The following is a 14,782-nucleotide window of genomic DNA, read 5'->3' on the forward strand; positions in this document are numbered from 1 at the left end:
TAAGCGTTGCGTAGAGCGTATCGATGAATGTGTTGCGTAACCAGCCGAAGGGCGCGCGGTTCGCGTCCTTCGGTCTCGGTCTTTGCATCTTCGCATTGATGCCGACCGAGACCGGATATCAGGATATCGCGTCACTGCTGGCCCGGCAGCCGGGCGTCGCCGAGCGCTGGCAGAAGCGTGTGTTCGCCACCGCCGGCAACATCCACGTCGCGACCTTCAGCTTCGGCCGTCCGATCGGAACCGCTTCACCGCAGACCGCAACCCTTCGGCTCGCCAGCCTCGGCCATCAGGGCATCGACATAACAGGTTCGGTGACGCGCAATTCGATTGTCGCCCCGCCGCCGCGTTATCACGCCGCCGATTTTCCCAAGGTCGATCGCACCATGAAGGGCGATCGCCTCGTGGTGGCGCCGCCGGCACCCGTAGAGCCCGCAATGCCGGCCGGCAGCGCGCCAGCCATCGAAGATCCTTCGTCTTCAAACGCTTCCGTCAAGGGCCAAAAGACCGCTGCCACGCCGCCTTCAGTGGAGCCCGCGCCGCTCGATCCCGAACTGCAGGCCGCGCTGCGCGCGCCGCCGCTGCCGCAATTCGATGTGTCGATGTCGCTCGAGACCAAGCCGCTCGACGACAAGCCGCTCGGTAAGTCGATGGACGCCCCGCCTGCACCAGAAGTGGCCCTCGCGCCGGCGCCGCCGCGCGACAATTTCTCCTTCAAGACCTCGAGCCTGTTTTTTGGATCTTCGCTCGGCGCGCCCGAAACCATCGAGCGCTGGCGGCCGGGCGAAGAGCCCATCGTCATGCTGCCGAGCGCTGTGGTCGCCGATCCCGACATGAAGATCATGGCCTCATTGCCTGTCGATGCCGACGGGCCGGTCAAGGCCGGCGAGATGGGCGTCAGCGTCGCGCCCAAGGGTGAGGTCAATTCCGACAACCAGCGCGCCAAGACCCCGGCAGAGCGGCTCGGCCTGTTCGACGACAAGTCGCGCGCCAAGTCGGAGAAATGCCTGACCGAAGTGGTCTATTTCGAAGCCCGCGGCGAAGCGGTGCGCGGCCAGATCGCGGTGGCGCAGGTGGTGCTGAACCGCGCCTTCTCCGGCAAATATCCGGACACGGTGTGCGGCGTGGTCTACCAGAACAAGCACCGCCATCTCGCCTGCCAGTTCACCTTCGCCTGCGACAACAACAAGGACGTCGTGAAAGAGCCCGACATGTGGGAGCGCGCGCAGAAGATCGCCAAGGCGATGCTCGATGGCCAGCTCTGGCTGCCTGAGGTCGACAAGTCGACGCACTACCACGCCTATTGGGTGCGTCCGTCCTGGGTCAGCGAAATGAGGAAGATGTACAAGACCGGCGTGCACACCTTCTACCGGCCGCGCAACTGGGGCGACGGCAGCGACGCGCCGAGCTGGGGCACCGCGGCGGAGACGGCGCAAATTTCCGCCAAGCTCGCCGAAGCCGCCAAGAGCTCGGCGGAGCAGGCGAGTGTGAAGAGGTAGGTGAAGAGGTCGGTATTGTCGTCCCTGCGAACGCAGGGACCCATACGCCGCGGCCGTCATGATGAGACTCGGTGGCTGACGCCTTCTTCCAATAATGACGCCCTGTGGTTATGGGTCCCTGCGCCTGATGCGCAATTGCGCACTAGGCAGGGACGACGAGAGATTTGCACTCGCACGCCAGGGCGCTCCCCCCAAATTGCACTCGACGATTTTGCAAGGCTGCCCTGCAGCGGAAAAATCTGCTCCGCCGCCCTTGGGATTTCCATGCGAATGCATTAACTCCTCCCGGCGCACCCGGCCGATTCCTCCCGGCCCTGGCGCCCAAGCATCGAGGAAACGCATGGCTGTCACCGCAGACAATCTTCGCACCGCCAAAGCCAGTTGGCGGACGCCATTGGTGATCATCATCTGCGGATGCGCGATTGCGCTGCTCAGTTTCGGGCCGCGATCGAGCCTTGGTTTCTTCATCCAGCCGATGAGCAAGGAATTTACCTGGGGCCGCGACGTGTTCGGCCTGGCACTGGCGCTGCAGAATCTGCTGTGGGGATTGGGCCAGCCGATCGCGGGCGCGATCGCCGACCGTTTCGGCGTCCTGCGCGTGATGGTGGTCGGCGCGCTGCTCTATGCCGGCGGCCTGTTATTGATGCGCTACGGGGCGACGCCGGCCTCGCTCGATCTCGGCGCCGGCGTCCTGATCGGCTTTGGGCTCTCCGGCTGCTCGTTCAATCTGGTGCTGTCGGCGTTCAGCAAATTGCTGCCGCCGGAGAAGCGCGGCATCGCGCTCGGCGCCGGCACGGCTGCGGGCTCGTTCGGGCAATTCCTGTTCGCGCCGTTCGGCGTCGCGCTGATCGACAATTTCGGCTGGCAGGCGGCGCTGACCGTGTTCGCGCTGCTGATGCTGCTGATCGTGCCGCTGTCACTGGCGCTGGCGACGCCGCCTGCGACGACGGAAAATGTGCCGGCCGCGGACCAGCAATCGTTCAAGACGGCGCTGGCGGAAGCGTTCGGTCACCCTTCATACGTGCTGCTGGTGCTCGGCTTCTTCACCTGCGGCTTCCAGCTCGCCTTCATCACCGTGCATCTGCCGGCCTATCTGGCCGATCGCGGCATCTCCGCGCAAACCGGTGGCTGGGTGATCGCCGCGGTCGGCCTCTTCAACATCATCGGCTCGCTCAGCGTCGGCGTGCTGCAGAACAAGTTTCCGAAGCGCTACATTCTCTCGACGCTTTATTTCGTGCGGGCGATGGCGATCGTTGCGTTCATCTCGTTCCCGATCACGCCGTTTTCCGCCATCATGTTCGGGGCCGTTACCGGTCTGGCCTGGCTCTCGACGGTGCCGCCGACCTCGGCGCTGGTGGCGCTGATGTTCGGCACCCGCTGGTTTGCGACCCTCTATGGCTTCGCCTTTGTCAGCCATCAGGTCGGCGGCTTCCTCGGTGTCTGGCTCGGCGGCGTCGTGTTCGAGAGTTATGGATCCTATACGCCGATCTGGTGGCTTTCGGTGCTGTTCGGCGTGCTCTCGGCGCTGATCAACCTGCCGATCGTGGAGGCGCCTGTCGCGCGGGCGGTTGCGCAGCCCGCCTGATGCGGTAAAAACTCCCTCGACCTACAAAGTTCGGGGAGAGTTTGCCGTGGGAACATTCAAGGCCATCAGGATCGACAAGGCGGAAAAAGGCACCACCGCGGCGCTGACGCAGTTCGACGAAGCCGAATTGATGGAAGGCGACGTCACCGTCGCCGTCGAATGGTCGACGCTGAACTACAAGGACGGCCTGGCCGTCACCGGCAAGGCCCCGGTGGTGCGGCGCTTCCCGATGATCGCCGGCATCGACTTCGCAGGCATCGTCGAACACTCCACCCATCCGCAGTGGAAGGCCGGCGACAGGGTCGTGTGTAACGGCTGGGGCATGGGCGAGACCCATCTCGGCAGCTACGCCGAGAAGGCCCGCGTCAAGGGCGACTGGCTGGTGCGGCTGCCCGACACCATCTCGACCCGCGATGCGATGGCGATCGGCACCGCCGGCTACACCGCGATGCTGTCGGTGCTGGCGCTGGAGAAACACGGTCTCACGCCCGGAAGCGGCCCCGTCGTTGTCACCGGCGCTGCGGGCGGCGTCGGTTCGGTCGCGACCGCCGTGCTGTCGAAACTCGGCTACCACGTGATCGCTTCGACCGGGCGGGTGTCGGAAACCGACTATCTGAAAGGCCTCGGCGCCGCCGAGGTGATCGATCGGACTGAACTGTCAGGCCCCGCCAAACCGCTGGCCAAGGAGCGCTGGGCCGGCGGCATCGACAGCGTCGGATCGACCACGCTCGCCAACCTGCTCTCAATGACGAAATACGGCGGCGCCGTCGCCGCCTGCGGCCTGGCAGCGGGCATGGACCTGCCGTCGTCGGTGGCGCCGTTCATTTTACGCGGAGTGTGCCTTCTCGGCATCGATTCGGTGATGTGCCCGCTTCCGCAACGAAAGCTTGCCTGGAGCCGCCTCGCCAGCGATCTGGATCACGCCAAACTGGCTGATATTACTCAGGAAATCAGCTTGGACCAGGTCGTCGATGCCGGCGCCAAAATCCTCGCCGGCCAGGTCCGCGGTCGAATCGTGGTAAAAATTCTCTAACGGCGTTCAGACTTTACAAACCATGCTGCTCCAATGTTGCCACGGTTCGTATGGTAAGCAGCGGGTAAAGAGGCCTGCATGATCGGAAAACGGGGTATCGGTTTTCCATCGCGACAATCGCGAAGCGTTTGCGCGAAGATCATGCTCAACAAGGCGGGTGCCCGCGCTCGGTAAGTTGGAGTTGCTGCATGCTTGCGCGTTTGGTGTTGGGGGCCGTCACGGCCGCGGCGATGGTGGTGCCGGCGCTGGCCGGGATGATGAATGCCGACGAGGCCCGCAAGTTTGTGGCCGGCAAGGTGTTCGCCTTCACCTGTTTCGACGGCACCCGCGGCGCAGGCCGCGTGCTCGACGATCTCGGCGCGGCCGGATCCATTCAATTCAGCGGCGCGGGGCCGACCCGCCATGTGCGCTTGCCCGGCAATACGCTGCAGATCCGCGGCCAGGCGGTTTGCGCGGCCATCAAGGGCCTGCCGTTCGAGCCGTGCTTCAATCTCGACAAGCGCGACGACCGTTCGTTCCGTGGATCGGTGTCGGGCATGGGCTTCGCCTATTGCGATTTCCGTCACCAGGGCGCGCAGCAGATGCTGATGGCCCGCTCGGTGGCGCGGCCGCGTTCGCTGCATGCGCCGGCGTCGACACGCTCGGCCGACGCGTCGCGCACGGAGGTCTCGACCCGCGTCGAGACGCCGGCGGTTGAGGCCGCCAGGCTCGAGCCGGTCAAGTCGGAAGCCAAGGCAGAGCCGAAGGCTGAAAGCGCACCGGAGCTGCGCCGTTCCACCGAGTGATTTCCGGCGAAATGAAGCCCAAAATTGGGAAAGTTCGCCCGTAGTCATACGGGCTGGCGTTTTCACGTCTTGGTAGCGAGTCTGGCCCCACCGTGACGGCCAACAAGGCCTGGGGGCGGCTCATACATGAGATCGACGATGCCGCTGTATTTCTTCCGGATCAGCAACGGTCGCTACGCTGGCGCCTCCGACCAGGGCTCCGAATTCGAAAGCCGCGAAGCCGCCTGGGCCGAGATGACCAAGGTGTGCGGCAATCTGCTCGGCAGCATTTCGCGCAGCATGAAGCAGAACGCCGAATGGCAGATGGAAATGCTGGACGAATCCAGGAAGCCGGTGTTCAGGATCCGGCTGGTCGCGGAATCCGTCGGCGATGAGCAAATTCCTCGACTAAGTGCGCGCGGCTAGAGCGTTTTCCAGCGAAGTGGGTACCGGTTCGCGTCAAGAAAACGCGTCAAATCAAGAATCTAGAGCCCCGTTCCGATTCAATCGGAACGGAAAAGGCTCTAGATCAATTAGCTAGCTCCCGGTCGGCATCGCGGGCGCCGTCGCCGCCCGCCTGCGGAACAGAATTCGCTGATACAGCCAGCCGATCGCCACCAGCACCAGGCCCAGGCACATGAACGACAGCGCACGGTAAACCCCTGTGAGCGCCGACATGTCGATCAGGAACGCCTTCAGGACGGTCAGCGCGATGACGACCGCTGACGCCAGCCGCGCGCGCTGCGAGTTGAAGAGAATGCCGATCCCGAGCAGGACGACGCCGAACGCCAGGTACGCGATCGAATAGGTGTATTGCTCGGCGCCCGTGGTCGGTCCGACGGACACCACCGGTCCGTGATAGATTCGGCGGACTTCAAACGTCACGTAAGCCAGTGCGAGAACGAGCGCGCCCGCCGCGATCGAGTTGGCGTAGGCGACGGGACGCCGTCCCGCCACCGCATAGGACAACAGCAGCGCCAGAACCGCGGGCAGCGCATAGGCCAGCAGCAGCAGATTGATGACGAGCCCGCCGACATCGATCCACCACAGCATCGGGTTCCTCAGCAGCAGCAGCCCGAACAGGGCGGCCGCCCCGGCAAAGCCGGTGAGCAGGATCGCGCCGGCGTTGTGAACGATGCTGCCGGTGCGGATGCGCAGGCGCTCCAGCCCGATTGCCATCGCCAGCGCCACGCAGACCTGCAGCGCGATCTCGGTGAACCCTGCAGCTGGGCGATAGACGTCGCCATTGTTGACGGCATGGCGGATCTCCATGAACGCCAGCAGCACCGTGAACAGGATCGCGGCCGCTTCCACCATGCGCAGCGGCGCATCGTCGCCGCCGCGGCGCAGGAAGTGGCTGGCGGCCCAGAACGACGCCGCCGGAATGCCGTAGCCCCACAACAGCCAGTTGAAGATCGGCGTGGCGCCGACGGCCTCGCCGACGATGCGCGGCTCGTAGCCGATCCGCAGCACGACGATGGCGGCGAGGATCGCAGCCAGCGAACGCAGGAACGGGATCGGCCGCTGCATCGAAATCCAGGCGGTGCCCAGCGACATCAGCGCCAGCGCGATCGTGAGCCAGCCTTTCTCCAGCGCGAACGTCAAGGCCAGCGCCAGGCTTGCGAGCGCGCCGGTCGCGAACAGCGCGATCGAGGCCGGCATTCCCGGCCGGTCCTCGCGCTTGCTCAGCATTTCGGTGGCCGCCGCATAGCTTGCGGCCAGGATCACCGCGAGAATCGCGAACGGGATCGAGCGGTCGAGATGCGCGATGCGGGCATAGAGCGCGACCAACAGCGCCAGCGGCGTGAACACGGCAGCCGCCGACCAGACCACCGGGATCACGGGACTGTTCGAACGGCCCTGTGCGAGGAATCCCGCGACGCCGAAACCTGCGGCGAAGATCGCAGCCGAGATCAGATGCAACGACACTGATCCATCCGTGGCGCTGGGCCCGATGCCCGCGATCGGCCCACCGGGCAGCACCAGCATGTCGGGGTTGGCGCGAACAGCCCATTCGGCGAACACGACAAAGACCAGACCCGCGGCGGCGCCGACCGCGCCGACCGCGGCATCGGTGCGCCAGGCGACGATCAGGCTGCCGGCCACCAGCAGGCCGAACGCGATCATCGCGACGTCGGCGTGGAAACTGTTCAGCACGATCAACGTCGCGCCGAACAGGTACGCGGCGAGCGAACCGGACGAAATCGGCTCGATCTCGCCTTCTTGCGCTGCAGGCCCGAACATGAACCCGCACACCACCAGCAGCGCGGCGAGGATGAAGCCCGCGATCACGTGGAACGCGTGCGGCGCGACCATCGAGGGGCCGCATTGCAGGCACGGGAAGGTCCACAGCAGCGCGAACACGATCGTGGTGACCGCAAGCCAGCGCCACATCCGCACCCGTGCCAGACCAAAGGCTGCCGCAGTGACGATCGCGAGATAGATGTAGAGCGCCCAGAAGTCCGGCTTGTCGGAGGAGACCAGGATCGGGGTGACGAAGGCGGCGGCGACACCGAGACCGGCCAGCGCCGGCCCGTGCAGCAGTGCCGCGGCCAGCGTGCCCATCGCCACGATGCCGAGCAGCACGAATGCGGTGGCAGGCACCAGGAAGCCGTACACCGCATAGGCGACATACACGGTCGCAAAGGCCACCACCGTGCCGGCGGCGGTCAGGATCGCGGGGATGTTGGCGATCGGCAGGGCTGCGATCGTCGAAACGCTCTCCTTGCGCCGCGTCCACTCGCCCGCGGCGAGCAGCGCCAGCGCGAACAGGCCGCCGAGGAATACCCGAACCTCGTCGCTGATCAGGTTGGCTTCGATCGAATAGCGCACCATGAAGATGCCGCCGAGCGCCAGCGTCAGGCCGCCGATCCACACCACCCAGCGGGTGCCGATGGTTTCCTCGAAACCGCGATCGGGTTGCGGGAGGGGCGGCGGCGGCGCGGCCGGCGGGCCGTCAGCCTTGCCAGCCGCGGTCTCGGTCGGCGCATCGGTTTGCGGCCCGGCGGCGGGAGGGACCGGCTCGGCCTCAGGCGCGATCGGCGGCGGCTCGGCCGCGATGCCGGGCGAGGTGGGCGCGCTGTCCTGCTCGAACATTTGGGGAAGCGGTGGCGGGACGGGCCTGGCGAGCGCCGCCGTCGCTTCCATCCTGTCCAGCCGCCTTCGCAACTCCGCGATCTGGTTCATCGCCTTGACGGCAATGATGATGGCGACAATGGCGAACAGGAACGGAAGAATTGCAATCTCGTCGAACATCAGGCCTCCAGGCGGGCGCGCAGAAACGTCAACCGCCTCGATGCGGCCCGTCGCAATGCTGTGAGTGCAGGTCTGCCCGGAAAAAGTTCAAACCGCCCCCCGGACGGCGGCGTTTTGGCACGCTATTCGAGATCCACGCGAAACGGGCGGCCTTCGACGGTCATGCTGCCCGGGCCCATCTCGTCCAGCGCCCGCAGCATCCGCCCCTCGCGCCCCAGCGCCTTGTCGGCGAGGCTGACGATCAGCCGGTTGGGCTGGGCGATCGGGGAGGCGGCGCGGATCTGCCGGGCGATCGAAATCTCGTCGCGGTGCGGATTGAGCATGCAGGCGGCGGCAAAGGCGCTGGCGGTCGACCGGCTGATGCCGGCATAGCAATGCACCACCATCGGCGCGCTGCGGTCCCAGCCCCGCACGAAGTTCAGCACCTTCTCGATATGCGCGTCCGACGGTGCGAGAAAGCCGTCCATCGCCTCGGTGATGTCGTCCATCGACACCCGCAAATGGTTGGCCTCGAGCACCGATTCCGGCCGCATCACCTGATCGACATTGGCCATCACGGTGAGAACATGGCTGGCGCCGGTGGCCTTGACAGTGTCGGGAAGGGCGGCGAGCGAGCAGACGTGAAGCATGGCGATCCTTCTGGGGGAACGTCCGGTGCGGAGCGTCCCTGCGTGGTCGCCATTATAGGCCGGTGCGGGGGCCGGTCAAAGCGGGTTCCGCCGGGGTTACAGTCTTTAGACCCAGGAATTATCCCGATGTACGTTCCCTCCGCGCTGCGATCCGCGCAAGACCTGGAGAGATGTAGCTTCACTCGCCGATCATCGTACCAGAGAACCAAATCGACCAAGCAGCGTTGACAAAGGCGCTCGCTGGATGACAACCGGACGCAACGGAGATGATGGACGTAGGCATTTTTCCGGTTTCTGCCTTCGACACCAACGCATCGGTACGCGCCGACATCTAACCCGTTTCCGGCGAGTGTACTTTCCAAAGTAGCCGAGCTCGGCGGATTCCTTGGCGCATGTCCCGCGCAAGTATTCCCGGTGCCAACTGCCGATTAGGGTGCGACAAATCAACCCGACGGGCAAATCACTTCCGTTTGTCAGAAATCGTGTCAAGCCCCGAAATAAAAAATATTTCGCTTTTACAGAATTGCGACTCAGGGATATATCCTTGGCCATCCCGTCCTAGTCAGAAGGGCGTCGGCCGTGGTCACGGACGTTGGACGGGTAGCGATGGACGTGACGGTGCCCTTGACCAAAGGCGCCGAAGCGTACGGCGAAGACGTGTGGTCCTGACGCCGCGGTGCTGGCGTCAATGCACCTGGAGGCAATAGTTTTCAGGGCGCAACGGAGGCAAAAGAGCCGTTCTCCGGGGAGAGCTCGTTATAAGCCGTAAAGCCATTGCGCAGGGAAGGCCGGGTGTTCTCCGCTGCCCTGTATGCTCGTGTGCAGCTTTCTATCTACAAACCGCACACGGGACCGCGGGTGCAGCGCGCACCCGGTCTTCCCTGCGCCCTCTTGTGAGAGGGCAAGGAATTTCTGGCAAAGCTCGGGCGATCAAGCGCCGCGAGATCGCGAACTCACATCCTCTGGCTGTTTGACAATTGAATTGAAATCTCACCACGTCGTCCCGCGGTTCGCACATAGGCGCTAAGATAGTCGGAGCATAGTTTGATACCGGCGTTTTCTCCTTGGCGGCTCGCGAAGATGGCGTTGAGAGAGCGCGATTGATCGGCGCAGACAGCTCATCGGGCTGTGGGATCACGGCTTGAGCGCAGCAGGCGACGAGATGCTGGAGCAATCGCCGACTCCAGGCGTTGCCAGGCGGCTTCTGACGGGGAGAGGCCTCAAGTTCGTCGATGAGCGTCTGAAGCAGTAGAATAGTCAGCAAATGGGCCAGAACATGAGGTCTGGCGGAGCGTTCGTCGGTTCCGGGTGGTCCTTCAGTCCGATCAGCCTTCAACCGCTTGAACCTGAGTTCGATCCGCCATCGCAGACGATAGAGGGCAAGAACATCCGCAGTTGCGAAGTCCTTCTGCTTGAGTGAGGTTACCAAGATCACCCAATCTGCAGCGTCAAGCGTTTGCTTCGAGATCTGGTGGCCTCCTCGCTGTGCATCTCGGCGCGCTTTGCGTCGCGCTTCCGCTGCAGCTTGCCGGCTTCTTGGCGCGACCAAACGCAGGGCGAGAGGTGCGCCGCCCTTGCGCTTTATCCAGATCAGCCGATCGATCAGGCCGCGGGCCGATACGCGCAACTCGGCGACAAGATCGAACTCATTGCCTTCGCGATCGAGCCAACGTGCGCTCTTCCAACCGGCCCGGATCACGAAGTCTGCGCCGGCTGCGAGCAGCGTCGCCATGCGGTCCGGTTGTAATAGGCGCGATCGGCAAGGCGGATCTCGCCCGCCACCGCCGGTATCCGATCCAGCGTCTCGCCAGCCTGCTGATCGGCCGCTGAAATCGGCAAACGCTCCTGTGGAAGGTCGAACGCGCTGTGAATCCGCCACACCCGTTCTTCTTCATGGCGCCCGGTCCTTCTTCGGCACCGAAGTGGCGTCGATAATACGGATCAAGCGTCGCCGGCTGGCTTGCGGGCGGCGTTAGCAAGCGCATGACCCACCAGCATCGCGAGCCAATCTCCGCACCTGACGCAAGCGATACAGCAGAGCTACATTGGAAATATCGACAAGCCCCACCGACGCCGCCCATGCGGCGGTCGATCGCAACCCCCATTCGCCCAGACAATAGGCCGGATCAGCGCTGCAAATCCACCGCATTGGTGATCTCACGCGGTCGCTGGAACGCCTTCGTCTCCTGCGCCGTAACTTCTAAGCGATTCATGCCGCCAAGGCGCAACGATGCCCGCCCAGTCTTCATTCACAAGCGATTCGTGTCTCATGGCACGCTAGAATCACAAGCGATTCCGTCCCGCAAGTCTATTTTAGCGCCTATGTGCGAACGCAGGGACCCATATGTGGACGGCCCCCGTGCCACAAGAGTTTTTTGATGGTCTGATCGGATCGCTTGCATCCATATGTCCGGCCTGTTGATGCGGTTGGTGGCCGCTGGCCAAGATGGTTTTCCGCGACGCGAGTTCCAAACACGCCAGCGACCTTTACAGGCCAATGGGTCCCACGGATTGTCTCGCACCTTGGATCAATCTGATCCTACCATCTCCTCCTCTTGCAGCTCCGGCTCAGCCGGTCAGGCGAACCCGACCGGCCGATCTCTTAAGCGGCAGCAGCCACCGATGCCTCGGGCATCCGTGCGCCATCGTAATCTCGCCCGTCGTCATCAGCTTCCAGACGATGCGGGCGTTCTTGTTGGCGAGCGCCGCGGCAGGCTTCGGCGGTTTGCGCGCCAGCAGCGACCAGCCAAGCTGACGGACGGCCGCGGCCCTTCATCGCCTGCTGGATCACCGGAGGTGGCCCCCGCCACCAGAACACTGCGCAGCCTTTCATCCCCGGCGCGGGTGATCTTGCCGAGGCGGGTCTTGCCGGCGGGTGGATGATCTGGGGTCAGCCCGATCCAGGCGGCAAAATGCCGGCAAGACAGGTACAGCCCGTCGGGCGCCATGACCAACGCCGTGGCGCGGTGGCCCGATGCCCGGAAGGTCTTGTCAAGCGACGGCGCTGTCGGCGTCGCGAGGTCTTGAGGCCTTCGACCAGGCCTCGACCGCCTTCGTTCGGCGCAACCGCATAGTCGCGGCCTGCAGCGCCTTATCTCTTGCAGGCGCCAGCAGGCTCATCCCGCGATCGCCAAGGGCTCTACCTTGACGGAACCCTGTGATCAAGCCGAACTCCGCCGCATAACCGCGGATTGCGTTGCTGAGCTGGGTTCGTCGGTCATCAGTTGCTGGCGAACTCCTGCAGCATTAGCGCCGCCTGCTGCTCCCGTCTTCCGCAATGCGAACCGCATCGTCGGCCGGCTCATCGCCTCGCACAACCCCTCGGCGTCCCGCCCGTCGTTCTTGTTGCGCTTGACGTAGGGCTTCACGTGTTGCGGCGCGATCAGCTTCACCTCGTGGCCGATCCGTTTAAGTTCCCGTGCCCAGTAGTGCGAGGCTCCGCAAGCCTCCATCCCGATCACGGTCGGAGGCAGCTTGGCAAAAAATTCCAGCATCTGCTTGCGCCCCAGCCGCTTGCACAATACCGGACGCTCCGCTGCATCCACCCCATGCACCTGAAAAATATACTTCGACGTATCCATTCCAATTCGGATAATCTGTTCCACGGACGGCTCCCTTGTCTGAGATCTAGGGCAAGGAATTTCTGGCAAAGCTCGGGCGCAATGCGCCGCGAGATCGCGAAGTTGCGTTTGCCGTTACACCCACGCTGCCATCACCCGCGCAGGCGGGTGATCCAGTATCCAGAGACGCTGATGATTGAACCGAGAAGCCGCGGCGTACTGGATACCCGCCTTCGCGGGTATGACAGCGGAATGTGGGGCCGCGCGTTCGCCGGGACGACGAGGTGATGGAGCTCGGAACGCAGCCCCTACGACGCCACCGCACCGAACCTTGCCAGAAACTGCTTCTCTGCCTTGGCCGCGGTCCATGGCGTCAGATATTCGCGCACGGTCGGCTCTGGCAGGCCGGGATCCCTCCCAAACAAACGTTTTGCCTCGGCCTCCGCAAAACCCGCCAGACGCGTAGCTTCGAGATAGGCCGCACCGCGGTCCGCGGCCTTGATCGCCTGCGTGATTGTCTCGGTCAGTACCGGCGGCAGACCGAAGCGGATGTGGATCGCGGCCAGCAGGCGTTTTTCCACCACCTTGTAATCGCCGCCGATGACCGCCTTGAACGGCGAGATCATGTCGCCGATGACATATTCCGGCGCGTCGTGCAGCAATGCGGCGAGCCGGAATTTCAGATCGACGCGGGGCATCTGCTGGCGCAGCACGGCTTCGACCAGCAACGTATGCTGCGCCACCGAAAATATATGCGCGCCGCTGGTCTGGCCGTTCCAGCGCGCGACGCGCGCCAGCCCATGGGCGATGTCGGCGACCTCGATATCGAGCGGCGAGGGGTCGAGCAGATCGAGCCGCCGTCCCGACAGCATCCGCTGCCAGGCCCGGGTCGCGACATCGGAATTTCGCTGCTTCATTTGACCTTGAGGCGGGGCTTGCGATGTTGACCGCTGCAGCTCTCGTGGCAGAAGCACGTCACCAGATGGTCGTTGACCATGCCGGTGGCCTGCATGAAGGCGTAGACAATGGTCGGGCCGACGAATTTGAATCCGCGCGCGCCGAGTTCCTTGGAAATCGTGATCGAGAGCGGCGTCGAGGCCGGCACGCTCGCGGTGGTCTTGAATTGATTGACCTTCGGCTTGCCGTCGACGAAATCCCACAGGAACTTCGAAAAACCCGCGCCTTCTTCCATGATCTTGAGATAGCCCTTGGCGCTGTTGATGGCGCCTTCGATCTTGGCGCGGTTACGGACGATGCCGGCATCGTTCATCAGCGCATGGACTTTCTTCGCATTGTAGCGCGCGATCTTTTCGGGCTGGAAATCATCGAAGGCTTTGCGAAAATTGTCGCGCTTGCGCAGGATGGTGATCCAGGACAATCCGGCCTGAAAACCGTCGAGGATCAGCTTTTCATACAGCGCGCGGTTGTCATATTCGGGCACGCCCCATTCGGTGTCGTGATAGGCCATGTAGAACGGATCTTCGCCCGGCCATGGGCATCGCATCTTGCCGTCGGCGTGCAGGCGGGCGGCTTTGCTCATGCGACGGTCTGCTTCGGCGGGGTGCGCACGTCGTTCGGATCGGTGAGGCGGATCGCAAGCCCGCCCGCCGACAGCGTCAGGCCGGCGTCGAGCGCGTCGGCGACGCGATCGGTCCGCAGCAGCGCGATGCCATGGCCGCCCGCGGTCGATCCCATGGTGCCGACCGGCTTGTCGCCGGCGACGACGGGAATGCCGGCTTCCGGCGAAAAATCCTCCAGCGTGACCCGAAGCGCGCGGGTGCGCGCGGTGCCGCGATGCTGCATCCGGGAGACGACCTCTTGTCCGACGTAACAGCCCTTGTCGAAATCGATGCCGTGCAGGCGGTCCATATTGGTCTCGTGCGGAAACGCGTTGCTGTACATGAAATCCAGCCCGCCGCGCGGCACGCCGATCGCGATGCGATGCACCTCATAAGCGGCTTCATCGACGAGATCAGCGCCGCAGAGATCAGCGACCTTCTGCTTGAGCTCCTGGGGAATGAGGATGCGCCAGCCGAGCGTCGCATTGCGCGGGTCGGTGAACGAAAGGTCAGGCTTCATTGCGGGCTCGCCATCCCACACCGCGAGCACGCCGAGGCTGTCGGAGAGGTTTTCCACCGCGACCTTGGCGCGCAGCTTGTAGAAGCCGAGCTTGTCGGTGAGGCCTTTTGCCAGTGGGCGGGGGACATCGATCAGGAACCCGCCGCCATGTCCGTCCGGGGCCTCCGTGATGAGAAAATCCGCGATAATTTTGCCCTGCGGCGTCAGCAGCGCGCCGAACCGGCCAAGGCCGGGGCGCAGCAGCGTGACGTCGGTGGTGACGAGCCCGTTGAGGAAGTTGCGGGCGTCCTCGCCCGAAACCTTGACCACGCCCCGGTCGGTAAGAAACGCTGCTTTCATGGACTTAAGAGGCCTATTTTGGAGGTGCTGTTTCGAGCTTTT

At 64.0% G+C, this 14,782-nt stretch carries 12 protein-coding genes and 1 pseudogene; 5 read left to right on the forward strand and 8 right to left on the reverse strand.

Going from position 1 to position 14,782, the window contains the following annotated elements; translation table 11 throughout:
• Positions 1 to 23: 23 nt before the first annotated feature.
• The 5 genes from ACSQ84_RS16100 to ACSQ84_RS16120 all read left to right on the forward strand — a co-directional run bounded on the left by ACSQ84_RS16100 (position 24) and on the right by ACSQ84_RS16120 (position 5,304).
• Positions 24 to 1,496, forward strand: a complete 1,473-nt coding sequence (locus ACSQ84_RS16100; RefSeq protein ID WP_436212666.1) for a cell wall hydrolase — start codon at positions 24 to 26, stop codon at positions 1,494 to 1,496.
• 340 nt (positions 1,497 to 1,836) lie between these two features.
• Positions 1,837 to 3,081, forward strand: coding sequence for an MFS transporter (locus tag ACSQ84_RS16105; protein WP_436212667.1), 1,245 nt, complete (start codon positions 1,837 to 1,839; stop codon positions 3,079 to 3,081).
• Positions 3,082 to 3,127: 46 nt separating this feature from the next.
• Positions 3,128 to 4,114 (forward strand): acrylyl-CoA reductase (NADPH), encoded by a 987-nt coding sequence (gene acuI, locus ACSQ84_RS16110; protein WP_436212668.1) that lies wholly within the window; start codon positions 3,128 to 3,130, stop codon positions 4,112 to 4,114.
• Positions 4,115 to 4,302: 188 nt separating this feature from the next.
• Positions 4,303 to 4,899, forward strand: coding sequence for a hypothetical protein (locus ACSQ84_RS16115; RefSeq protein WP_436212669.1), 597 nt, complete (start codon positions 4,303 to 4,305; stop codon positions 4,897 to 4,899).
• Positions 4,900 to 5,037: 138 nt separating this feature from the next.
• Complete coding sequence (locus ACSQ84_RS16120; RefSeq protein ID WP_436212670.1) at positions 5,038 to 5,304, forward strand: DUF6894 family protein; 267 nt, start codon at positions 5,038 to 5,040, stop codon at positions 5,302 to 5,304.
• A gap of 111 nt (positions 5,305 to 5,415) precedes the next feature.
• On the opposite strand, the gene ACSQ84_RS16125 is transcribed toward ACSQ84_RS16120, so the two are convergent.
• The 8 genes and pseudogenes from ACSQ84_RS16125 to ygfZ all read right to left on the reverse strand — a co-directional run bounded on the left by ACSQ84_RS16125 (position 5,416) and on the right by ygfZ (position 14,740).
• The gene (locus ACSQ84_RS16125; protein WP_436212671.1) at positions 5,416 to 8,133 is read right to left on the reverse strand and encodes a DUF2339 domain-containing protein; all 2,718 of its coding nucleotides are present in this window, start codon (positions 8,131 to 8,133) and stop codon (positions 5,416 to 5,418) included.
• 122 nt (positions 8,134 to 8,255) lie between these two features.
• Positions 8,256 to 8,762, reverse strand: coding sequence for a tyrosine phosphatase family protein (locus ACSQ84_RS16130; RefSeq protein ID WP_436212672.1), 507 nt, complete (start codon positions 8,760 to 8,762; stop codon positions 8,256 to 8,258).
• A 178-nt stretch (positions 8,763 to 8,940) separates the two neighbouring features.
• Positions 8,941 to 9,093: a hypothetical protein gene (locus ACSQ84_RS16135; RefSeq protein ID WP_436212673.1), complete on the reverse strand. Its 153-nt coding sequence runs from the start codon at positions 9,091 to 9,093 to the stop codon at positions 8,941 to 8,943.
• A 498-nt stretch (positions 9,094 to 9,591) separates the two neighbouring features.
• Entirely contained in the window at positions 9,592 to 10,494 is a 903-nt protein-coding gene (locus tag ACSQ84_RS16140) for a transposase (RefSeq protein ID WP_436212674.1), read from the reverse strand.
• A gap of 870 nt (positions 10,495 to 11,364) precedes the next feature.
• Positions 11,365 to 12,367: pseudogene (locus ACSQ84_RS16145) on the reverse strand (IS110 family transposase).
• Positions 12,368 to 12,630: 263 nt separating this feature from the next.
• Positions 12,631 to 13,239 (reverse strand): YfbR-like 5'-deoxynucleotidase, encoded by a 609-nt coding sequence (locus ACSQ84_RS16150; protein WP_436212675.1) that lies wholly within the window; start codon positions 13,237 to 13,239, stop codon positions 12,631 to 12,633.
• Positions 13,236 to 13,862, reverse strand: coding sequence for a DNA-3-methyladenine glycosylase I (locus tag ACSQ84_RS16155; RefSeq protein ID WP_436212676.1), 627 nt, complete (start codon positions 13,860 to 13,862; stop codon positions 13,236 to 13,238). The genes ACSQ84_RS16150 and ACSQ84_RS16155 overlap by 4 nt, the downstream gene beginning before the upstream one ends.
• Complete coding sequence (ygfZ, locus tag ACSQ84_RS16160; RefSeq protein ID WP_436212677.1) at positions 13,859 to 14,740, reverse strand: CAF17-like 4Fe-4S cluster assembly/insertion protein YgfZ; 882 nt, start codon at positions 14,738 to 14,740, stop codon at positions 13,859 to 13,861. The genes ACSQ84_RS16155 and ygfZ overlap by 4 nt, the downstream gene beginning before the upstream one ends.
• Positions 14,741 to 14,782 lie beyond the last annotated feature (42 nt).

This window comes from Bradyrhizobium sp. LjRoot220, assembly GCF_964252915.1.
Lineage (GTDB): Bacteria > Pseudomonadota > Alphaproteobacteria > Rhizobiales > Xanthobacteraceae > Bradyrhizobium.